This is a genomic window from Paraburkholderia sp. EG286B (assembly GCF_040965655.1).
Taxonomy (GTDB): Bacteria; Pseudomonadota; Gammaproteobacteria; order Burkholderiales; family Burkholderiaceae; genus Paraburkholderia.
This window is the reverse complement of the sequence record NZ_JBFRCF010000026.1, coordinates 16,075-35,790: the sequence shown is the minus strand read 5'-3', so window position 1 is coordinate 35,790 and position 19,716 is coordinate 16,075. Positions and strand designations below refer to the sequence as shown.

General features: G+C 67.0%; 19 protein-coding genes and 1 pseudogene. 7 read left to right on the top strand and 13 right to left on the bottom strand.

Going from position 1 to position 19,716, the window contains the following annotated elements; all coding sequences use genetic code 11:
- Position 1: 1 nt before the first annotated feature.
- Positions 2 to 733, bottom strand: coding sequence for an ABC transporter permease (locus AB4Y42_RS36470; RefSeq protein ID WP_368696898.1), 732 nt, complete (start codon positions 731 to 733; stop codon positions 2 to 4).
- 71 nt (positions 734 to 804) lie between these two features.
- Positions 805 to 1,656 (bottom strand): transporter substrate-binding domain-containing protein, encoded by an 852-nt coding sequence (locus AB4Y42_RS36465; RefSeq protein WP_368696897.1) that lies wholly within the window; start codon positions 1,654 to 1,656, stop codon positions 805 to 807.
- A gap of 367 nt (positions 1,657 to 2,023) precedes the next feature.
- Here AB4Y42_RS36465 and AB4Y42_RS36460 point away from each other — a divergent pair.
- Positions 2,024 to 2,227 (top strand): annotated as a pseudogene (locus AB4Y42_RS36460) (amidohydrolase); the annotation flags it as partial.
- A gap of 14 nt (positions 2,228 to 2,241) precedes the next feature.
- Here the strand turns inward: AB4Y42_RS36460 and AB4Y42_RS36455 are convergent.
- On the bottom strand, positions 2,242 to 2,976 hold the full coding sequence (locus AB4Y42_RS36455) for an ArsR/SmtB family transcription factor (RefSeq protein ID WP_368686762.1): 735 nt from the start codon (positions 2,974 to 2,976) through the stop codon (positions 2,242 to 2,244).
- A 142-nt stretch (positions 2,977 to 3,118) separates the two neighbouring features.
- On the opposite strand from AB4Y42_RS36455, the gene AB4Y42_RS36450 reads away from it, so the two are divergent.
- From AB4Y42_RS36450 to AB4Y42_RS36440, 3 genes are all read left to right on the top strand, one after another.
- Positions 3,119 to 4,570: an MFS transporter gene (locus AB4Y42_RS36450; RefSeq protein WP_368696896.1), complete on the top strand. Its 1,452-nt coding sequence runs from the start codon at positions 3,119 to 3,121 to the stop codon at positions 4,568 to 4,570.
- A 106-nt stretch (positions 4,571 to 4,676) separates the two neighbouring features.
- On the top strand, positions 4,677 to 5,081 hold the full coding sequence (locus AB4Y42_RS36445; protein WP_368686764.1) for a DUF302 domain-containing protein: 405 nt from the start codon (positions 4,677 to 4,679) through the stop codon (positions 5,079 to 5,081).
- 179 nt (positions 5,082 to 5,260) lie between these two features.
- Positions 5,261 to 6,595, top strand: coding sequence for a multidrug efflux MFS transporter (locus AB4Y42_RS36440; protein ID WP_368686765.1), 1,335 nt, complete (start codon positions 5,261 to 5,263; stop codon positions 6,593 to 6,595).
- 106 nt (positions 6,596 to 6,701) lie between these two features.
- Here AB4Y42_RS36440 and AB4Y42_RS36435 read toward each other — a convergent pair whose 3' ends face one another.
- A complete protein-coding gene (locus AB4Y42_RS36435) occupies positions 6,702 to 6,959 on the bottom strand; it encodes a hypothetical protein (protein WP_368686766.1) in 258 nt (85 codons plus the stop codon).
- Positions 6,960 to 7,577: 618 nt separating this feature from the next.
- Between AB4Y42_RS36435 and AB4Y42_RS36430 the strand changes: the two genes are divergently transcribed.
- Positions 7,578 to 9,011: a cytochrome-c peroxidase gene (locus tag AB4Y42_RS36430; protein WP_368696895.1), complete on the top strand. Its 1,434-nt coding sequence runs from the start codon at positions 7,578 to 7,580 to the stop codon at positions 9,009 to 9,011.
- A 93-nt stretch (positions 9,012 to 9,104) separates the two neighbouring features.
- Here the strand turns inward: AB4Y42_RS36430 and AB4Y42_RS36425 are convergent, their stop codons facing one another.
- The 8 genes from AB4Y42_RS36425 to AB4Y42_RS36390 all read right to left on the bottom strand — a co-directional run bounded on the left by AB4Y42_RS36425 (position 9,105) and on the right by AB4Y42_RS36390 (position 15,147).
- Positions 9,105 to 9,443, bottom strand: coding sequence for a cupin domain-containing protein (locus tag AB4Y42_RS36425; RefSeq protein ID WP_254315481.1), 339 nt, complete (start codon positions 9,441 to 9,443; stop codon positions 9,105 to 9,107).
- A gap of 9 nt (positions 9,444 to 9,452) precedes the next feature.
- The gene (locus AB4Y42_RS36420) at positions 9,453 to 9,881 is read right to left on the bottom strand and encodes an OsmC family protein (RefSeq protein ID WP_042260258.1); all 429 of its coding nucleotides are present in this window, start codon (positions 9,879 to 9,881) and stop codon (positions 9,453 to 9,455) included.
- Positions 9,882 to 9,960: 79 nt separating this feature from the next.
- Positions 9,961 to 10,758, bottom strand: coding sequence for a cytochrome c (locus AB4Y42_RS36415; protein ID WP_368686768.1), 798 nt, complete (start codon positions 10,756 to 10,758; stop codon positions 9,961 to 9,963).
- The gene (locus AB4Y42_RS36410; protein WP_368686769.1) at positions 10,755 to 12,380 is read right to left on the bottom strand and encodes a cbb3-type cytochrome c oxidase subunit I; all 1,626 of its coding nucleotides are present in this window, start codon (positions 12,378 to 12,380) and stop codon (positions 10,755 to 10,757) included. Before AB4Y42_RS36410 ends, AB4Y42_RS36415 begins: the two co-directional genes overlap by 4 nt.
- A complete protein-coding gene (locus tag AB4Y42_RS36405; RefSeq protein WP_368696894.1) occupies positions 12,370 to 12,945 on the bottom strand; it encodes a cytochrome C oxidase subunit II in 576 nt (191 codons plus the stop codon). Before AB4Y42_RS36405 ends, AB4Y42_RS36410 begins: the two co-directional genes overlap by 11 nt.
- 28 nt (positions 12,946 to 12,973) lie before the next feature.
- Entirely contained in the window at positions 12,974 to 13,156 is a 183-nt protein-coding gene (locus AB4Y42_RS36400; protein WP_368686771.1) for a hypothetical protein, read from the bottom strand.
- 7 nt (positions 13,157 to 13,163) lie between these two features.
- Positions 13,164 to 14,447: a cytochrome c gene (locus AB4Y42_RS36395; RefSeq protein ID WP_368687106.1), complete on the bottom strand. Its 1,284-nt coding sequence runs from the start codon at positions 14,445 to 14,447 to the stop codon at positions 13,164 to 13,166.
- A 94-nt stretch (positions 14,448 to 14,541) separates the two neighbouring features.
- On the bottom strand, positions 14,542 to 15,147 hold the full coding sequence (locus tag AB4Y42_RS36390) for a cytochrome c (protein ID WP_368687107.1): 606 nt from the start codon (positions 15,145 to 15,147) through the stop codon (positions 14,542 to 14,544).
- Between the two features lie 527 nt (positions 15,148 to 15,674).
- Between AB4Y42_RS36390 and AB4Y42_RS36385 the strand changes: the two genes are divergently transcribed.
- Positions 15,675 to 16,415 carry a FadR/GntR family transcriptional regulator gene (locus tag AB4Y42_RS36385; RefSeq protein WP_368686772.1) on the top strand — a complete coding sequence of 247 codons (741 nt, stop codon included), beginning with the start codon at positions 15,675 to 15,677 and terminating at the stop codon, positions 16,413 to 16,415.
- An 87-nt stretch (positions 16,416 to 16,502) separates the two neighbouring features.
- Here AB4Y42_RS36385 and AB4Y42_RS36380 read toward each other — a convergent pair whose 3' ends face one another.
- Positions 16,503 to 18,086, bottom strand: a complete 1,584-nt coding sequence (locus AB4Y42_RS36380; protein ID WP_368696893.1) for an aldehyde dehydrogenase (NADP(+)) — start codon at positions 18,084 to 18,086, stop codon at positions 16,503 to 16,505.
- Between the two features lie 269 nt (positions 18,087 to 18,355).
- Here AB4Y42_RS36380 and AB4Y42_RS36375 point away from each other — a divergent pair, with 269 nt between their 5' ends.
- Positions 18,356 to 19,687: an MFS transporter gene (locus AB4Y42_RS36375; RefSeq protein ID WP_368696892.1), complete on the top strand. Its 1,332-nt coding sequence runs from the start codon at positions 18,356 to 18,358 to the stop codon at positions 19,685 to 19,687.
- Positions 19,688 to 19,716 lie beyond the last annotated feature (29 nt).

Sequence of the window (19,716 nt, the reverse complement as noted above, 5' to 3'; positions counted from 1 at the left end):
ATCAGTTGCGCGCAAAGTTGCGCTTGAACGAGCGGCCGACGACCGCTTCGGCGCGACCGAAGACACGGTTCGACACGCCCGTCATGGCGAGATAGAGCAGACCGCCGACGACGAAGAAGAGGAAGTACTGGTGCGTCGAGCCCGCTGCGATCTGGCTCGCCCGCAACAACTCGGCGAGCCCGGTGACCGAAATCAGCGCGGAGTCCTTGAGGCTCAGCTGCCAGACATTGCCGATGCCGGGCAGCGCGTAGCGCAGCACCTGCGGGATCAGAATGCGGCGAAACAGCGTGAGCGTCGGCATGCCGATCGCGCGAGCGGCTTCGAGTTCGCCGCGTGCAACGGCGAGCACGGCGGCGCGATAGACCTCGGCCTGATACGCGCCCGAAATCATGCCGACCGCGAACGCGCCGACGGCGAAGGGCGGCACGCCGACGAATCCGTCGGCGCCGAACCACTGACCGACGGTGGTGACCAGGGAAGAGCCGCCGAAATAGAACAGATAGATGACGAGCAATTCGGGCACGCCGCGAAAGACGGTCGTGTAGAAGTCGCCGACCACGCGCAGCACGCGCAGGCGCGAGAGTTTTGCGGCGGCGATGAGTGCACCGAACACGGCGCCGATTGCCAATGCGGCAAGCGTGAGCACGACCGTCATCAACGCGCCGAGGAGCAGAACGCTACCCCAGCCGTCCGGCCCGAGGCCGAGTGTGTTGAATAGCGATAACAGAGACATGGCAGGGATCCACGCGGGTCGGGAAGCGAGGGCGCGCGTCAGGCGCGGCGCGCGCGGCCAGGATGCGGCGCTTAGGGCGTCACGTCGGTCTTGAACCACTTCATCGCGAGCTTCTTCACGGTGCCGTCGGCAAGTGCCGCCGTGATCGCGCTGTCGAACTTCGCCTTCAGGTCGGCGTCCTGTTTGCGGAACGCGAGACCTTCGCCCGGTCCCCAGATCGGACCGGAAATCATCGTGCCGGCGATCACCACGGGCGACTTGTCGGCGTTGGCGGTGTAGTAGGTCACGTCGTCGAAGGTGGCGTCGATGCGGCCGTTCGTGAGATCGAGATCGCGCTCGGGCGCGGTCTTGTACACGCGCACCGACGCGACGTCCTTGAAGTTGGCGTTGATGAAGCCGGTGTAGACCGTGCCCGACTGGATGCCGATCGTCTTGCCCTTCAGCGCCTTGCGCATCGACTCGATGGCGGGCGCGTTGCTGCGCGAGTCGGCGTCGAGCTTCAGAGGCGTCGTGTTCGGGCCGCCCTTGGGCAGGATCTTCGGATCGGAGACGGCGAAGGTGGCCGGGGTGGCCGCATAGGGCTTCGAGAATGCAATGATTTTCTCGCGATCAGGCGTGATCGAGATCGCATCCATCAGGACATCGAACTTGCCCGCCTGCAGGCCCGGAATCATGCCGTCCCAGTCCTGGGCGACGAGCTTGCACTGGATTTGTGCGCGCGCACACAGGTTTTCGACGAGTTCGGGTTCGAAGCCGCCAAGCTTGCCGCCGGGCAGTGTCAGGTTCCACGGCGCATAGCTGCCGTCGAGCGCGATCGTCACGCTTTTCCATTCCTTCGCGCCGGCACTGCCGCTTCCAAGCAGCGTGACGCCGAGTGCTGCGCCAATCAGCGCTTTTGCCAGCCGGGTGTACTTCGCCTGCATGACCATGCTCCTTTGTCGGTGGGTACCGTGGACCCGTGGGGACGTTCTTGCGTTTCGTGCGACTTGCATAGACAAGCATGGAGAGAAAAGAATTTGAGCGCAAGAGAATTTCATAAATCCCGACTCATGGAAAACCCTGTAAAGAGGCGTGAATTGGCGATGAATTCATGCCTGTGGCAAGTCGTGACGTCGTTGCGGCATGCACGGTCGTAGTGATTGTTGTACCTCTTTAATTTGTCTAGTCATGTCGAGGGCTATGAATCGCCATGGATGGTGGCGGGCACGCTGTGCATCTCGCTCGCGCCCACCTATGCGCAGGCCGGCGTGCTGGGCTCGCTCGTGATTCTCGCGGGGCGGCTCCATCATGCAGGCGCCCAAGGGCTTGAACGGCAGCGAGGACTTCGCCTGGATGCTCAATGCGGCGCCCGGTTGCTACCTGCTGCTCGGCAACGGTGAAGGGGAGTTCGGCGGCTGCATGGTGCACAACCCCGGCTACGACTTCAACGACCAGGTGCTGCCGCTCGGCGCGGCGTGCTGGGTGCGCCTCGCGCAGCGGTTTCTCGTCGCGTGACGAGGTGCAATTCGTTAGTCGTTCGAATCATCTGCGTGGGCGGCCAGCAGTTCGGGCGTCAGGCCCAGCCGCTCGCGCAGATCGACCCAGCCGCGCGGCGTGACCTGCACCGCGCGCGACGCACGCGTGCGCCGCATCCAGCCGCGTTCGCACAGCAGCGCGAGCAAGGCCACGCCGAGCGGCCCGGCCAGATGATGCTGGCGCTCGGTCCAGTCGAGGCATTGGCGTGCAATGCCGTGGCGCCCCGGTTTCAGCGCGGCGACGTCGAGCCCGAGTTCGCCGAACCACGTCTCGCCCGCGGGCGTCACCGCGAAGCGTTTGTCCGCTTGCGCCGTGATGAGCCCCGCATCCGTGAGGCGCTCCGTGATCGCCACGCCGACCTGGCCTGCGAGGTGGTCGTAGCAGCAGCGCGCGAAGCGCAGGTCCCGCGCCTCGCGGCCCAGCGGCTTGCGGCGCACCGGCGCGCGCGCGCCGACCGTCGCGAGGTTTTCGAGCAAGCTGGCGACCTGGGCGTCCGCTAGCCGGTAGTAGCGGTGGCGGCCTTCCTTTTCCACGGCGAGCAGCCCGCCGTCCAGCAGCTTCGCCAGATGGCTGCTCGCAGTTTGCGCGGTCACGCCGGCCGCGTAAGCCAGTTCGCCGGCGGGCAGCGCACGGCCGTCGGCGAGCGCCATCAGCATCGCGGCGCGCGCGGGGTCGGCGATCAGGAAGGCCGTGGCGGACACCCTCGGGTGCGTGTTCGTGCCATTCATGCGTTTCTCCAAAACATAGGCATAGCGTAACGCGCGAGCAGGATCGCATGTTTCGACACGCATCGAAGCATCGGCACTGCCCTGCGACCGATACTGGGCTCGTGACCGGCGCCCAACGTGCGCCGGCGTAGCGGGAGAGCCTATGCAAATGCACGAGACGCACGAGATACACGACACGCACGAGACGCACCGCCGCGCACAGCAACGCCGGGTGCTCTGGGCCACGAGCATCAGTTATGTCGTGGTGATCCTCGACACCTCGATCGTCAATGTCGCGCTGGAGCGCATCGGTGCGAGTCTTGCGGGCGGCGTGGCCGGCCTGCAATGGGTCGTGAACGCCTATACGCTCACGTTCGCGAGCCTGCTGCTTTCGGGCGGCACGCTCGGCGACCGGCTCGGCGCGCGCCAGGTCTATATGGCCGGGCTCGCGGTGTTCACCGCGGCCTCGGCGTTGTGCGGCGCCGCGCCGAGCCTCGCGCTGCTCACGCTCGGACGGGTGCTGCAGGGCATGGGCGCGGCCCTGCTCGTGCCCGCCTCGATGGCGCTCATCAACGGCGCATGCGCCAACGCGCGCGAGCGCGCGGCCGCCTTCGGCGTGTGGGCCGGGCTCGGCGGCGTCGCGATGGCGGCGGGCCCGTTGCTGGGCGGCGTGCTGATCGGGCTCGTCGGCTGGCGCAGCATCTTTCTGCTCAACGTGCCGGTGTGCCTCGCGGGCATCGCCATGGCCGCGCGCATGGCGCCGCAGCCGCGCCCGGGCGCGCCGCGCCGGCTCGATCTGGCGGGCCAGGGCGCGGCCATCGCGGCGCTGGCGCTGCTCAATGCCGCCATCATCGAGGCGCCCGGGCACGGCTGGTGTGCGCCGCTCGTCGTGGGCGGTCTCGTGCTGGCGGGTGGGGCGGCGATCGTCTTCGTCGCGCTAGAAAAGCATCGCGCGCAGCCTATGCTGCCGCTCGGCTTCTTCCGCGAGCGCGTGTTCAGCGCGGCCGTGCTGGTCTCGATGATTTCGGCGTTCACGTTCTACGGTCTGCTGTTCGGGCTCAGCCTTTATCTCCAGCAGGAGCGCGGCTACGCGCCGCTGCGCGCGGGCCTCGCCTTCCTGCCGCTCACCGTGCTGGTGCCGCTCGGCAGTCTGCTGTCGCGGCGCGCCGTGGCGTGGCTCGGACCGCGCGCGCTCGTCGCGCTCGCCTGCCTGCTCGCGGCGGCGGGCTATCTCGGCGCGGCGGTTTGCGGCACGACGGCGCGCTACGACTTGCTGGCCTTGCCGCTGCCGGCCATCGGTTTCGCCGCGAGCCTGATTACGCCGGCGGCCACGGCGGCGCTCATGGCGACGGTCGATCAGGGCCGCGCGGGCATCGCCGCTGGCGTACTGAACGCCGCCCGGCAGACCGGCGCGGCGCTCGGCGTGGCCGTGGCGGGCGCCATGATCGCGGGGCGCGCATCGATCGGCGCGGGCATGCGTGTGAATCTGCTGATTGCCGCCGTGCTCCCGGCAGGCGCGGCATGGGCGTGGTGGCGTGCGTGGTCGCACCAGGCGGCGCACGGCGCCCGGTCGCATGGCGCGAAGAAGACGCGTGCCGGCAAGCCGTGCGCCTGACGCCTGCCCGCGTGCGCCCTGGATCATCCGCCGTGCATTCTGGGATAAAGTGCCGTTGCATGCATCGCGCATTCGCGCGGGCCGTGCGCCATAGGAGGAGTCTGTCATGGCCGAATACGGGCAACATCCCTCGTCCGTGCTGGCGCTCAAGAGCGCCCACGACTTCGACACGACGATCGCGCGCCTGAAGACCGCGCTGGCCAAGGCGGGTGCGGATATCTTCGCCGACGTCGACCAGCGCGAAGCCGCCGAGACCGCCGGGCTCAGCCTGCGCCGCACGCGCCTCATCCTGTTCGGCAATCCGAAGGCGGGGACGCCCGTCATGGCGGCCAACCCGCACGCGGCGGTGGAGTTGCCGCTGCGCATGGTGATCTGGGAAGACAACGAAGGGCATACGCGGCTCGACTATCGCGACGTCTCGCAGACGCTCGGCCCGCTCTATGGCATCGACGCCGAAGTGCTCGTGCCGCTGCAGCGCGTCGTGGGGCTGCTGCAGACGGCGGTGCAATAAGCGGCAAACGAACGGCGCGCCTCTTGCCAGTCCCTTCGGCCGGCCGGCGCCTGAGCGCCCATCTTCGGCGGACGCTTAAAAAATTGACACGCGCGGCGCGCTTCGCTTAACGTAGGTGCCTTGCGACTTCGCCCGGCAAGCGGGTGAAGCGCGTCGCCCGCCGCTGCCTCGATCCGCCGATGACCTCCCGCGCAGAAGACCCCGACGATCCGCCACGCGATCGCGCCGGGGCGTCCGACTCGACTTCCACTGCTTCATCCACGGCTTCGTCTGCCGCTTCCGGCACGCAGCAACCACCACCCCAAAACCCGCACGACGCCGAAGTCGAGCAACACTGGCGGCGCAATCTCGCGGTCTGCGTGGTGGGCTCGTTCACGACGCTCGTCGCCATGACGCTGATGCTGCCGTTCCTGCCGCTCTACGTGGAGGAACTGGGCGTGCGCGGCCACGCGGCGATCGTGCAGTGGTCGGGCATTGCGTACAGCGCGACGTTCTTCACGGCGGCGCTCGTCGCTCCCCTGTGGGGGCGCCTCGGCGACCGCTACGGCCGCAAGCCCATGCTCGTGCGTGCGAGCCTCGGCATGGCGGTCACGATGTCGCTCATCGGCATGTCGCGCAATATCTGGCAGCTCGTCGCGCTGCGTTTGCTCGCGGGTTTCGCGGGCGGCTATTCGTCGGGCTCGACCATCCTCGTCGCCACGCAAACGCCGCGTCACCGCTCGGCGTGGGCGCTCGGCGTGCTGTCGTCGGGCATCATGGCCGGCAATCTGATCGGACCGCTGCTGGGTGGCACGCTGCCGCCGCTCATCGGCCTGCGCGCCACGTTCTGGGTGGCGGGCGCAACGATCTTCGCGGCCTTCATCGCGACCTGCGTGTTCGTGAAGGAAGCGCCGCGCCCCGCGCGCGTAGCGCATGCGGCGCACAAGGGCGGCTGGTCGGCGCTGCCCGACAAGCGCCCGATCGTCGCCATGCTCGTGACGGGCATGCTGCTGATGCTCGCCAACATGTCGATCGAGCCCATCATCACCGTGTACGTGGCGACGCTCGTGCACGACCCCGCGCGCGTGACGTTCGTCGCGGGCCTCGCGATGTCGGCGGCGGCGCTCGGCAGCATCGTCGCCGCTTCGCGGCTTGGGCGCGTGGCGGACCGTGCAGGGCACGCGAAAGTGATCGTCGTGGCGCTGGCGGCCTCGGCGGTACTGCTCGTACCGCAGGCGTTCGTCACGGCGGGCTGGCAACTCGTCGTGCTGCGCTTTCTCATGGGCGTGTCGCTCGCGGCGCTGCTGCCGTGCATCGCGACGGTGATTCGTCACAACGCGCCGGATCTTGCCGCGGGCAGCGTGCTCGGCTATTCGGTCTCGGCGCAATTCGCGGGGCAGGTGCTCGGGCCGCTGATCGGCGGCTTCGTCGGCGGGCATCTGGGCATGCGCGCCGTGTTCCTCGGCACGAGCCTGCTGATGCTGGCGGGGGCGCTGTTTACGTGGCGCGCGGTGGGTTTCGCCCGGCGCGCATAAAGCGGCAACCCGCCCGCGCGCAGGCGTTGAAAGTGTGAGAGGCGAGGGCGGCGGATCTTGCGCGCCGCCGCCTCGGGCTCATCGGCGCTCGTTCAGCGGGCGCGTTTCAGTGACCAAAAAACACGTCGCAGTCGGGACGCGGCCAGCACATCTTGCCCGTGCGATGGCCCGAGGCGCTGTGCGTATCGGGCGTGCCGCCATACGACATGTCGGTGCTGGCCTGAGCCGAAGCATCGGCATCGTCGGTCATCGTCTGATGCGCGCGCTGCTCCGAAACGGGTTCGTCCTTCGCGCGCGCCGTGCCGGGCGCAACGGCTGCCACGGCCGCTACGCATGTGGCGATCAATGCCAGGCGTAATGTCATATCAACCTCCTTTCTCGAGTTCGTGAGTGCGCCTTCGCGGCAACGACGAAGTCACTGCGGGATAACGGCGGAGTGACGCCGCGGCGAAGGTGCGCGCGAGCAAAAGGCAAAGCCTGAAGCCGCACACTCATTCTGGAAAGTCGGGATGCCTGCGCGCAGCGCACGGCTGCCGAACGTCTTAGCTCACTGCTCACGAAGGAAGCGCGCCCACGCATTCGGGGGCGGCACAGCGCGGCGCGGCGCAAGAAGAAGGGGCGAGCGGGCGCGCAGAGAACATCCGCACTGTGTTTTCAGTTATAGCTCGCGCCGCACGGAGTGCAATGGGCTCAATCCCGGCCCCCGTGCGTGGACCGTATCCGGGGCCGTATCCAGAACCTAGTCCACACGGCCCCTCCAGAGATTCTTTCGAGTTTGAAAATCATTGAAAGTATTCGGAAATTAAACGGTCGCCGTGTAGTCATCTTGCGATGTTGTAATGCGCTCGCTTCTCGGCGATGCAACATGTAATTGCGCCTTACATCAGACGCCGGACGTCGATCAGATCGACGGCGCGGAGCTCAACTGCTCGCGGCGTTCGGCTTTTCCTTTTCGTGGTAATACGCAAAGAAAGATCGCATCATGTCCGAGCTTTCCACTTCGCCGACACCGTCTTCACCCAAACCGCGCAGCGCGGCGAGCCCCGCGCGGATCGTCCTGCGCGCCGCCGCCGCCGTGATCGCGGTCGGCGCACTGGGTTTCTGCGCCTACGCCGTGGCGTTCCCGGCCGACGTGCCCGATGCCGTGGGCGAGGTCGTCGAGAACCTGACGGGCGCGAATCCACACCCCGTGGTGCTGCAGCGCCCGCCAGTCGCACCGCTTTCGGCGATGGCGCAGCTCGGCAAGCAGCTCTTTTTCGATCCGGCGCTCTCGGGCTCCGGTCAGCAGTCCTGTTCTTCGTGCCATAGCCCCGGCCGTTCCTACGGGCCTCCCAACGGGCACGACGTGCAGATGGGCGGCCTCGCGATGAACCAGCAGGGTTATCGCCCGCCGCCTTCGCTCATGTATCTGTACCGTCAACCGAACTTCAGCATCGGTCCCGACCAGGGTGAAGCCGACGACGCGCCGACGGTCGTCCAGCAGGCCAGCGCCGCCGCCGACGTCGTGAAGTCGCAGAAGGTGGCGGGCGGCGCATCGACCTCCGTGGAGATGGTGCCGCAGGGCGGCCTGTTCTGGGACGGCCGCGCCGACACGCTGCAGCAGCAAGCGTATGGCCCGCTGCTCAACCCTGTGGAAATGGCGAACACGAGCATCGAGCAGGTGACGACGAAGCTCGCAAAGGCGCCGTATGCGAAGCACTTCGCGGAACTGTTCGGCGACCGGATCTTCAGCGACCCGAAGCTGGCGGTGGCGGAGGCGATGTTCGCGATCTCGCGCTACCAGGTGGAAGATCAGTCGTTCCACCCGTATAACAGTAAGTACGATCGCTGGCTCGAAGGCCATGCGCGCCTCTCGCAAGCGGAGCTGCGCGGCCTGCGCCTCTTCAACGACCCGAACAAGGCGAACTGCGCGGGCTGCCATCTCTCGAAGCCCGGCAAGGACGGCCTGCCGCCCATGTTCACGGACTACCAGTACGAGGCGCTGGGCGTGCCGCGCAACAACAAGCTCGCGCAGAACAAGGACCCGCACTTCTTCGATATGGGCGTATGCGGCCCGTTCCGTTCGGACTTCAAGGACCAGACGCAGTACTGCGGCATGTTCCTCACGCCCACGCTGCGCAATTCGGCCACGCGCACGGTGTTTTTCCATAACGGCGTGTATCACAACCTCGACGACGTGATGGCGTTCTACAACGATCGCAATACCGACCCGGGCAAGTTCTATCCGCGCGGCCCCGACGGCAAGATCGACAAGTACGACGATATTCCGCCGCAGTTCCAGGAGAACGTGGACGTGACCGATGCGCCGTTCGACCGCAAGTTCGGCGACAAGCCCGCGATGACGCAAAGCGACATTCAGGACATCATCGCGTTCCTCAAGACGCTCAACGACGAGCCGTTGCCGTCGAAGCCATGAGCGGGGCGGGGCAGCCCGTCTTCGGCAAGTAAAAGGGCGTGTCCGGTATTCGCCGGGACACGCCCTTTTTTTGTGGTGGATGCCGCGCTAGCCCTACTTGTCCCCATGGGCAAGATGAATCGTGACGATCACGGAGGCATCGTCGAGCGCTTCCAGCGCGTGCGTTTCGCCGCCGCCGAGCAGCAGCATGTCGCCGGCGTGCATGGTGCGCGGGTCGCCGTTCACGAAGAAGCGGATCACGCCTTCCACGCACTGCACCGTGATCTCGCCGGGCACGCTGTGCTCGGGCAGGCGCTTGCCCGCGGGCAGCACGATGCGCATGACTTCGAGTTGCTGCGCGCGGATCAGGGTGGTCGATTTCGTGTTCTTGAGCGCGCCGCCCAGCGGACGCACGTCGAAGACCTCACCCGGCGCGGCATGGGGGATGGCCATGACAGCCTCTCAAACGAGCTTCGCGTTGAGCGTGATCTTCGCGTTGTTGGCGAAGAGCTTCGACACCGGGCAGTTTTCCTTGGCGCCCTTCGAGAGCTCGTCGAACTTCGCTTGATCGATGCCCGGAATCTTCGCGGTCATGTCGAGCTGGCAGCTCGTGATGGCGAAGCCTTCGCCCACCTTGTCGAGCGTGACGGTCGATTTCGTCTCGATGCTCTCGGCCGTGAAGCCCGCCTGGGTGAGAAAGAGCGAGAACGCCATCGTGAAGCAGCCCGCGTGGGCCGCGCCGATCAGCTCCTCGGGGTTGGTGCCGGGACCGCCTTCGAAGCGCGAGGCGAAGCCGTACGGCGCTTCCTTGAGCACGCCGGTTTGCGTCGAGATCGTGCCTTGTCCGTCCTTGATGCCGCCGTGCCATTTTGCCGATGCCGTCTTTTGCATGATGTCGCTCCGCGAGTTTGGGTGAAGGACGTGCAGGGCGCGCAATTTGCGTACCGCCGCAAGTCCCGCAGGGGTGGGTTCAGGGTTGCTTCGGCGGCGTTTCGCCCGCGTACCAGGCGGCGGCCGCGTCGATTTCCTCGGGCGTCATGTTGCGCGCGATATTGCGCATCTGCTCGGAAATGTCGTTGTGGCGCGTGCCGTTCGCGAACGCGAGCAACTGCGCCTTGGTGTACGCGGCCGGCAGGCCGTCGAGCCACGGGCTGCCGATCTTGCTGTCCACGCCGCCATGGCAGGACGCGCACGCGGGAATATTGCGCAGCGGCGCGCCGTGCGCCACGATGGCGGGCGCGCCGCCATGCAGGTGCGCGATCGGCTGCAGCGAGGCGTAGTAGGCGGCGAGGTCGCGCATGTCCTCGTCGGACAGATCGCGCGCCATGGGCGACATCACCGCGTTCTGGCGGGCGCCGGTCTGGAAGTCGTGCAGCTCCTTGAACACCACGATGGCGAACTGGCCCGCCAGATTCGGCGAATTGGCCATGCTGATGCCGCGTGGGCCATGGCACATCGTGCAGCGCAAGGCGAGCGTCGCGCCGCGGCCAACCGAGAGCGTCGTCGCCCCATCGAGCATGTGCGGCGTCAGTTCGACCTGGCTCAGCTTGTAGCCCGGCGGCACCGCCGATCCGACCGGGTGCCAATCGCGCGGCACGCCGGCCGCGCTGCAGATCGCCGTCCAGATGCCCTGAAAATACGGGTCGCTCTTGGCGGAAGGCAGCCAGATGAAGCCGATCAGCACGGAGACGACGAACACGACGATGGCCGTGCCGACGCTCGCGCGAAACCACACATTGCGAAACGAGAACAGGCGTTCGTCGCTCATCGCTGTGCTCCAATCGGGATCGCGGGCACGGCCGTTTCGGGCGTCGCCAGCAGTTGCGCGATCGGGTAGCCGTAATTGGTGATCGTGAGGGCGACCATCAGCACGACCCACAGCCCGAAGCTATTGAGCGCCACCGGCAGCGTGGCCGACTCGTGCACCGGCTTGCTGAAGCGATATTCCTCGGGCGCGGCCGCCTCGCTGCGATGCCCCTGCAGGAGCACGGTAAAGAACAGCACCGCCGAGACCACGAGGATCAGTCCGCCAATGGCCGAGAGCACCACGAGCGCGCCCTGGCCCGCGAGCGCCGGGTCGCTGTAGTCGTAGTAGGCCATGCGGCGCGGCATGCCCATGAGGCCGACCAGGTGCCACGGGAAGGTCGTCACGATCATGCCGATGAACCACAGCCACAGCTGCCAGCGCATGAGGCGCCAGTTGTTGAGCGCGCGGCCCGTGATCTGCGGCCACAGGTCGTAGGCGATGGCGAAGTACATGATGACGATCGCGCCGCCGTAGATCAGGTGAAAGTGGCCCGTGATCCACTGCGTGTTGTGCACGGACTGGTCGAGCTGGTAGCTCATGTTGATGAGGCCGCCCGCGCCGCCGAAGCCGAGCATGACGAACGAGAACGCCACGGCCAGCATTTGCGGGTTCTGCCACGGCAGCTTCGCGATCCAGCCGAACGGGCCCTTGCCGCCGCGCAGGCGCCCGGCGATCTCGACCGACGCGCAGATCGTGAACACGGTGAGGAGCGTGGGCACCGAGACGAGCGCCGTGAACACCGACTGCACGAACTTGAAGCCCGAGCCCACCTGCGGATCGGCGAACAGGTGGTGAATCCCGATCGGCATGGCCACCACGAGGAACAGGATGAACGAGATGCGTGCCATCACGTCGCTGTAGAGCCGGCCGCCGATCGCGCGCGGGACGATCGTGTAGTACGCGATATAGGCGGGCACGAGCCAGAAGTAGACGATGGCGTGCAGGGTCCAGGAGAAGAACACGCGCGCGAGGCCCGCGTCGATCGTATTGCGCCAGCCGAAGGCCACGGGCAGGATCTGGAACAGCACTTCGATGGCCGCGCCCACCGCGGTCCAGCCCCACAGATAGGCGCCCGCCGTGGTTGCGAACATGGCGAGCGGCAGCGGTTTGCCGCGATTCTCGCGCTTCCACTTTGCGGTGTTGATGCCCATCAGCGCGACCCAGACCCACGAGCCCACCACGACGAGCACGACGCCGAGGTAATAGAACACGTTGCCGATCATCGGCGGGTAGAACGTATAGAGCACGGAAGCGAGGCCGAGCGCCACTGGCACCGAGGCCGTGACGGCGCCGAGCGCGAGCAGGATGAAGCCGAGCCAGGCCCACTTCACGCCCACGAGCGGGCGCTTGAGCGCCAGTTCGCTGACCGCGTAGCCGAAGCCCATCGCGATGAGCGTGGGAAACACGTAACCCATCACGGTGCCGTGCTCCGTGACCGAGCGGTAGTACAGCTCGGGGTCGTTGAGCCACGGATGCAGCGGGCTGCGTACGAACATCTGCCACGCGCCGAGCAGCAGCGCCACGCCGAAGACGATGAACGCGAGCCAGAAGTGGGCGAGTACGAGTCGCTTGTTATTTAACACAGCTGAGTCTCCGCGCTGAATTGCCTGGCTGGTTCGCCATCTGGATGAAGGCATCGCGGTCGATGACCTTCACGTGGGCCCACATGCCCTGGTGGCCCGTGCCGCAGTATTCGTGGCACGGCATGAGGTGGTCGGAGGGTTTGTCGAAGGTCGTGCGGAACGTCGAGATGTAGCCCGGCTCGACCATCGAGTTCAGGTTGGTGTCCGTGACGAGAAAGCCGTGCACGACATCGGCGCTCGTCGCGCGGAAGGTAACGGGCGTGTTCGCCGGGACGAGGATGCATTGCGGCGTGAACGAGTACTGCTGCGCGAGAATGCGCACCGTCACGGAGCCGTCGGTCTCCACGGCGCTGCCGAGGTTCGACTCGACGAATTCGCCGGACACGTGCAGCGTTTGCGGATTGACGAGCTCCACGCGCGAAGGCGGCATCATGGCCCAGTGCAGGCCCGTGAACACCACCACGGCGACGAGCAGGGAGACGAACGCCACCATGAGCGTCGCCCAGCGGCGCTCGACGCGCGCGGCGACTTCGGCACTGGCATGGTTATCGAGCGGATTCGACATGAGGCCGGCCTTTTCTTGTCTGTCTGAGCTATTGGATGACGCCGCGCGGCAGGAACACGACGAAGTAGAAGATGAACCAGAGCGCGGCGACGATCGCCGTGGCGATGCCCGCCAGGGCGAGCGCGCCGCCCGGGCCGGTGGCCACGATCTCGTCGACCTGTTCGTGTTGCGGGCGCTCGCCCGGTTGTTCGGGTACGGGAGTTTCGATCATCGCAGCCTCAGAAAAGCGGCGCGGAACGCAGCGCGTTCACTTCGTGTTCGGAAACCGGCGTGCCGTGATTGCCCCACGCCGTGCGGATATACGTGACCACGGCCGCCACTTCTTCATCGGAGAGCGACTGCGCGAAGGGCGGCATGCCATAGGGCATGGGGTTCTTGTGCGTGCCTGGCGCATAGCCGCCGTTGAGCACCATGCGGATGGGATTCACGGCCGAGTTCATCTGGATCGACTGGTTGTCGGCGAGCGGCGGGAAATGCGGGGGCTTGCCTTGGCCTTCGGTGGCGTGGCAGACCGCGCACTGCGACTCGTAGATCTTCCTGCCGAGCGGCACGAGGCGGGCGGCTTCCTCCGTCACGAAGGTGCTCTTGGGCGACTTGTCGACCTCGTTGTTGCGGCCCGGCAGCGACTTCAGATAGACGGCCACGGCGCGCACGTCGTCTTCGGTGAGGTACTGGAAGCTGTCGTAGACCACTTCGGCCATCGGCCCGTACACGGCGCCGCGCTTCGACACGCCCGCGTGCAGCAGATCGACGATGTCCTCGATGCTCCAGTCGCCGAGGCCCGCTTCCTTGTTCGAGGTGAGCGAAGGCGCGTACCAGTTCTGCACGGGAATCAGACCGCCCTCGAACGCCTTCGAGGGCGAGTTGCCGCCCAGCGCGTTGATGGCCGTATGGCACATCGTGCAGTGGCCGAGGCCTTCCACGAGATAGGCGCCGCGATTCCATTCGGCGGACTGCTTCGGGTCGGGCTTGAACTCGCCCTGGCGGAAGAACAGCGTGCGCCAGCCGAGCAGCAGCGCGCGCTTGTTATACGGGAAGCGCAGGTCGTGCGGGCGGTTCTCCTTGTGCACGGGCTGCGTGGAGAGCAGGTATGCGAAGATGGCGTCCGAGTCCGCGCGCGTGACCTTGGTGTACGACGCGAACGGCATGGCCGGATAGAGCAGCGTGCCGTCGCGCGACTTGCCCTCGTGCAGCATGCGGTAGAACTCGTCGGCGGTCCACGCGCCGATGCCGAAGGTCTTGTCCGACGAGATGTTCGGCGTGTAGAGCGTGCCGAACGGCGTTTCCATCGGGCGGCCGCCGCCAAACATCTGCTCGGAAGGCACCGTGTGGCATGCAATGCAGTCGCCGGCGCGCGCGAGGTATTCGCCGCGCGCGATCAGTTCGGCGTTGTGCGCGAGCGGCTTCGCGTTGGCCGCGGCTGCCGCCGCGGCGGCGCTCGCCGCGTCCGCCGCGTTCGCGCTGGGCGCGGCCGTTTGCGCGAGCGCGACCGCGGCGCCCATGCAGAGCGTGGCGGCCGCGAGCGAGAGGCGCGTCGCGAGCGGCTTTGACGACGACGGGAGAAGGGATCGAAGTCTGCGCACGTCGAGGCCCCGGCTAGTTGTGGACGCTGCCGCACGCGAGCGGCAGCGGCGAGGCCGCCGCCGGCGTCGTATCGGCGGGCGCGGGTTGCGACGAGAGCCAGGCCGCGATCGCGGTGATGTCGCGGTCGGCGAGACGGGTGGCAATGTCGTGCATGCAGTCGGGCGCGGCGGCGCGGCGCGTGCCGTAGCGGAACGCGCCGAGCTGTGCGCTGATGTAGTTCGCATGCAGGCCCACGAGGCCCGGGATGGCCGGCTGCATCCCCGTGAGCGAGGCGCCGTGGCAGCCTGCGCAGGCCGGGACGTTGCGCTTGCTATCGCCGTTCATGACGAGCGTTTTACCGAGCGCGAGCGTGGCTGCATCGACCGTGGGTTTGGCGGGCAGCGGATAGGGCGGGTGCTGCTGCGAGAAGAATTCCGCGATCTGCTTGAGGTAGGCGTCGGGCAGATACGCCAGCAGATAGTTCATGGGCGGGTAGCTGCGGCCGCCGTCGCGGAAGGCGACGAGCTGGTTGAACAGATACCCCGCCGGCTTGCCCGCGAGACGCGGGAAGTAGTCGTTGTCGGTGCCTTCGCCGTGTGCGCCGTGACAGGCCGCGCAACCCATCACGCGGGCCTGCATCGTGTCAGGCGCGGGCTCGGCGGGCGGCGCCGCGAGGAGCGGCGCCCATGGCAGCGCGAGCGCAAGGATGATCAGGACGATGCGGGTTCTCAATGATTCCCTCGTTGCGGATGGTAACGACACAAACGCGTTGCGATTCGATATCAGTTGAGGCGTCGTCCGTGGGGGATTCTCATTGTGCAAGACGGCCGGGCGCGCACCTTTTCGAGGAGATTATCGGAGAACGACGACTTGTGCAGCCAGGATGTGCAAATAAATCTGCCGGATTATTGCAGCGAGACATGTTTGCTAACACAACGATATGCGTTCCCCGCCGCGGCTCGCAACGGCGCGAATTGCATCGGAATGCGAAATAAAATGAGGATCGTTTGCGGCGCGGTTTCGTGGGGTGTCCGGGCCTGCCTGGATGGCGCCCATCATGCAGTCGTAGGATGTCCTCAGTCGCATGCTCGCGCGCTTTTCCGGCGGTTGTCCGACAACGTATAATGGAACGACTTACGCACGCATATCGAGCCAAGGAGATCCACATGGCGGAGTCGCTTGCCACGCCCATCGCCGCGCGTAGCCGCAATCTCGCCGAGCAGGTCGTCAACTTCATCAGCGAGCAGATCGCCACGCGCGCGCTCAAGCCGGGCGACAAACTGCCCACCGAAAGCAACCTCATGACGCAACTGGGCGTGAGCCGCACGGTGGTGCGCGAGGCGATCTCGCGTCTGCAGGCCATGTCGGTGATCGAAACGCGTCACGGCATCGGCAGCTTCGTGCTGGAGCCGCGCCGCGAGCCGCTCGATCTCGACGTCGTCCCGGCCAGCACGCTGGACGATGTGCTGTCCGTGCTGGAGCTGCGCATCAGCCTCGAAACGGAGGCCGCGGGCCTCGCCGCCCAGCGTGCGAGCGAGCGCGACCTCGCGGGCATGCGCGCCGCGCTCGACACACTCGACGTCGTCATCCGCACGGGCGGCGACAGCTCGGGCGCCGACCTCGAATTCCACATCTCGGTGGCGCGCGCCACGGGCAACCGCTATTTCGTCGACATCCTCACGCAGATGGGCGCGGCGCTGATACCGCGCCGGCGCGTCGATTCGGCCGGCATCGCGCATCGCGATCCGCAGGCTTACGCCGAGCTGGTGAACCGCGAGCACGAGAGCATTTTCGACGCTATCGCCCGTCACGATCCGGATGGCGCACGCGCGGCCATGCGCATGCATCTGTCGAGCAGCCGCGAGCGGCTGCGCCGCGCCGCGGCGGAGTCTGGCGAAAAGGCGTAGCGCGTTCCAGCGTCGCCTGCATGGAAAAACAGCGGCCAACAGCCGCTGTTTTCATTTGCGATGCGCGAAAGGCGCCGATGAGGCAACTCAGCCTCGCACCATCTCGCCATTCTTGCGCCGCCAGAGGTCGAGCGGATTGGCGTCCGCCAGCGCCTGCGGCAGCAGCTCGGCCGGGAAGTCCTGATAACACACCGGCCGCAGGAAACGCTCCATCGCGCTCGTGCCCACCGAGGTCGCGCGGCTGTCGGACGTGGCCGGGAACGGGCCGCCGTGCACCATCGCGTGCGTGACCTCCACGCCGGTCGGGAAGCCGTTCACGAGCAGGCGGCCGGCCTTGCGCTCGAGGATCGGCACGAGGCGCATCGCGGCGGGCACGTCGGTGCGGTCCATCTGGATCGTCGCGGTGAGCTGGCCCGCGAAGTGCTCGGCCACGGCGAGCACTTCGGCTTCGTCCTTGCAGCGCACGAGCGTCGAGGCCGGGCCGAACACTTCGTCTTCGAGGGCGGGCTGCGCGAGGAAGGTTTGCGCGTCGGTCACGAAGAGGGCGGCGAACGCCTGGTTCGGGCCGCTCGCGCTCTGGCCTTGCGCGAGGGCGCTCACGCCCTGGGTTTCGGCGAGGCGCCGCGCGCCTTCTTCATACGCCGCATGGATGCCCGCCGTGAGCATGGTCTGCGCGGGCTTGATGCCCAGCGCCTGGGCAGCCGCCTGTGCGAACTGGTCGAGCGCCGGGCCCTCGATGCCGATCGCCAGACCCGGATTCGTGCAGAACTGACCCGCGCCGAGCACGAGCGAATCGACGAAGCCCTGTGCGATGGCCGCGCCACGCGCCGCGAGCGCCTCGGGCAGCAGGAACACGGGATTGATGCTGCTCATTTCCGCGTAGACGGGAATGGGTTCGGGCCGGTTCGCGGCGATGCGCATGAGCGCCGTGCCGCCCGCGCGCGAGCCGGTGAAGCCGACGGCCTTGATGGCCGGATGCGCGACGAGCGCCTCGCCCACGGTGCGCCCCGCGCCGACGATGAGCGAGAACACGCCCTCGGGCAGCCCCATCTCCTGCACGGCCTGCTGGATCACGCGGCCGACCATCTCCGAAGTACCGAGGTGCGCGCCGTGCGCCTTGACGATGACCGGGCAGCCCGCCGCCAGCGCCGCGGCCGTGTCGCCGCCCGCCACAGAGAACGCGAGCGGGAAGTTGCTCGCGCCGAACACGGCGACGGGGCCGAGCGCGATTTTCTGCAGACGCAGGTCGGCGCGCGGCAGCGGCTTGCGCTCGGGCAGGGCGGCGTCGAGCGTGGGGGTGAGCCACAGTCCCTGGCGCACTTCCTGCGCGAACAACTTGAGTTGACCGACGGTGCGGCCGCGCTCGCCTTCGAGGCGCGCCTTGGGCAGGCCGGTTTCCGCGTGGGCGCGTTCGGTGAGCATGTCGCCGAGCGCGGCGATGCCGTCGGCGATGCGGTCGAGGAACGCCGCGCGCACGGCGAGCGGTAGCGTGCGGTACGCGTCGAACGCCGCGGCGGCGAGCTGGCAGGCGGCGTCGACGTCGGCGGCCGTGCCGCTGCCGAAGGCCGGTGCGGGGATCGCTTCGCCCGTGGCGGGATTGAAAGCCGCGAGCGGCTTTTCCGAGCCGCGCACCGCGCGGCCTCCAATGAGCATGTCGCCAGTGATTTGCATATCGTCTCCGAGTCTCGTTGCAGTGAGTTAAGTCATCGTACAACCATCATACGCCAGATCGTCGCCAGCGCCCACCCGCGGCAGGCGGCTGCAGCAGCCCAGAACCGCTCCAGGCGCGCAGACTCAAGCTTTATCGGTTATGATTCCGGTTCCGGAGCAGGGTAAACACGACGTTGGCTCCCTCGGTGCGCAAGCCTAGAATGTCATCAGACAACGTACCACGAAGCATCCAATCCGCGCGCTGCCTGCGCCTGAAGGAGACAACCTCGATGTCCGCCCCCGCCAACCGTTATGAGGACCTGCTGGAGTCAGCCAGCGCCAAGGTCCTGCGGCACGTGCTCCCGCTCTTCCTCATCATGTTCATCGCGAACTATATCGACCGTGTGAACGTCGGTTTCGCCGGCGCGCACATGAAAGCCGATATCGGCCTTTCGGCGGCGGCGTATGGGTTCGGCGCGGGGCTGTTCTTCGTGGGCTACGCGATCTTCGAGGTGCCGTCCAACATCCTCATGCAAAAGTATGGCGCACGCGCGTGGCTCACGCGCATCATGGGCACGTGGGGCGTGGTGGCCGCCGCCATGGCGTTCGTGCACAACGACACCTCGTTCTACGTGCTGCGGTTTCTGCTGGGCGTAGCCGAAGCCGGTTTCTTTCCCGGCGTGATCTATTACTTCGCGCAGTGGCTGCCGCAGAAGGAACGCGGCAAGGCGGCGGCCGTGTTTCTCGCGGGCTCGGCGTTCGCGTCGGTGCTCTCGGGCCCGATCACGGGCGCGCTGCTGTCGGTGCGCGGCCTCGGTCTCGCGGGCTGGCAGTGGATGTTCCTGATCGAAGGCGGCTTTTCCATCGTGCTGTGCGGCGTGAGCTGGGTGTTCCTGAAGTCGCGCATTCGCGATGCCCACTGGCTCACGAACGACGAACAGGGCGCGCTCGAGACCTACATGGTGCGCGAGCAGGCCGAGCGCGAAGCCGCCACGGGCGCGCACGTGCCGGTGCTGCGCCTCCTGAAGGACCCGCAGATCGTGCTGTTCTGCTTCCTCTACTTCGCCATTCAGCTCACGATCTACGCGGCCACGTTCTGGCTGCCCACGATCATCCGCAAGATGGGTGGCCTGACCGACTTCCAGGTGGGCCTCTACAACGCCATTCCGTGGATGATCGCGATCGTCGCGATGTACTGCTTCGCGCTGCTCTCGGCGAAGTACCGCTTCCAGCAGGCGTGGCTCGCCGTCGCACTCGTGATCGCGGCCTGTGGCCTGTTCGCTTCGACCTCGTCGGACCCGGTGTTCTCGTTCGTGGCGATCTGCTTCTCGGCCATCGGCTTCAAGGCGGCTTCGTCGCTGTTCTGGCCGATGCCGCAGGGCTATCTCGACACCCGCGTGGCCGCCGGCGTGATCGCGCTCATCAATTCGCTCGGCAACCTGGGCGGGTTCTTCGCGCCGGCCACCTTCGGCTATCTTCAACAGCATACGGGCTCGATTACGGGCGGCCTCTATGGCCTTGGCGTGACCTCGCTGATTGCCGCCGCCGCCGCGTTCCTCGCCCGTAACAAGCCGTCGCGCCGCGCCTTTGCCGACGATCCGGTCCGCAGCGGCGCGCACTGAGCCCGCGCGCAACCCTCAATCGAGAAGGA

Bases quoted from the DNA above. Each gene is read 5' to 3' on its own strand.
- AB4Y42_RS36470 (WP_368696898.1), bottom strand. From the start codon at position 733: ATGTCTCTGTTATCGCTATTCAACACACTCGGCCTCGGGCCGGACGGC.
- AB4Y42_RS36465 (WP_368696897.1), bottom strand. From the start codon at position 1,656: ATGCAGGCGAAGTACACCCGGCTGGCAAAAGCGCTGATTGGCGCAGCA.
- AB4Y42_RS36455 (WP_368686762.1), bottom strand. From the start codon at position 2,976: ATGAATGGCACGAACACGCACCCGAGGGTGTCCGCCACGGCCTTCCTG.
- AB4Y42_RS36450 (WP_368696896.1), top strand. From the start codon at position 3,119: ATGCAAATGCACGAGACGCACGAGATACACGACACGCACGAGACGCAC.
- AB4Y42_RS36445 (WP_368686764.1), top strand. From the start codon at position 4,677: ATGGCCGAATACGGGCAACATCCCTCGTCCGTGCTGGCGCTCAAGAGC.
- AB4Y42_RS36440 (WP_368686765.1), top strand. From the start codon at position 5,261: ATGACCTCCCGCGCAGAAGACCCCGACGATCCGCCACGCGATCGCGCC.
- AB4Y42_RS36435 (WP_368686766.1), bottom strand. From the start codon at position 6,959: ATGACATTACGCCTGGCATTGATCGCCACATGCGTAGCGGCCGTGGCA.
- AB4Y42_RS36430 (WP_368696895.1), top strand. From the start codon at position 7,578: ATGTCCGAGCTTTCCACTTCGCCGACACCGTCTTCACCCAAACCGCGC.
- AB4Y42_RS36425 (WP_254315481.1), bottom strand. From the start codon at position 9,443: ATGGCCATCCCCCATGCCGCGCCGGGTGAGGTCTTCGACGTGCGTCCG.
- AB4Y42_RS36420 (WP_042260258.1), bottom strand. From the start codon at position 9,881: ATGCAAAAGACGGCATCGGCAAAATGGCACGGCGGCATCAAGGACGGA.
- AB4Y42_RS36415 (WP_368686768.1), bottom strand. From the start codon at position 10,758: ATGAGCGACGAACGCCTGTTCTCGTTTCGCAATGTGTGGTTTCGCGCG.
- AB4Y42_RS36405 (WP_368696894.1), bottom strand. From the start codon at position 12,945: ATGTCGAATCCGCTCGATAACCATGCCAGTGCCGAAGTCGCCGCGCGC.
- AB4Y42_RS36400 (WP_368686771.1), bottom strand. From the start codon at position 13,156: ATGATCGAAACTCCCGTACCCGAACAACCGGGCGAGCGCCCGCAACAC.
- AB4Y42_RS36395 (WP_368687106.1), bottom strand. From the start codon at position 14,447: ATGGGCGCCGCGGTCGCGCTCGCGCAAACGGCCGCGCCCAGCGCGAAC.
- AB4Y42_RS36390 (WP_368687107.1), bottom strand. From the start codon at position 15,147: ATGCAGGCCCGCGTGATGGGTTGCGCGGCCTGTCACGGCGCACACGGC.
- AB4Y42_RS36385 (WP_368686772.1), top strand. From the start codon at position 15,675: ATGGCGGAGTCGCTTGCCACGCCCATCGCCGCGCGTAGCCGCAATCTC.
- AB4Y42_RS36380 (WP_368696893.1), bottom strand. From the start codon at position 18,086: ATGCAAATCACTGGCGACATGCTCATTGGAGGCCGCGCGGTGCGCGGC.
- AB4Y42_RS36375 (WP_368696892.1), top strand. From the start codon at position 18,356: ATGTCCGCCCCCGCCAACCGTTATGAGGACCTGCTGGAGTCAGCCAGC.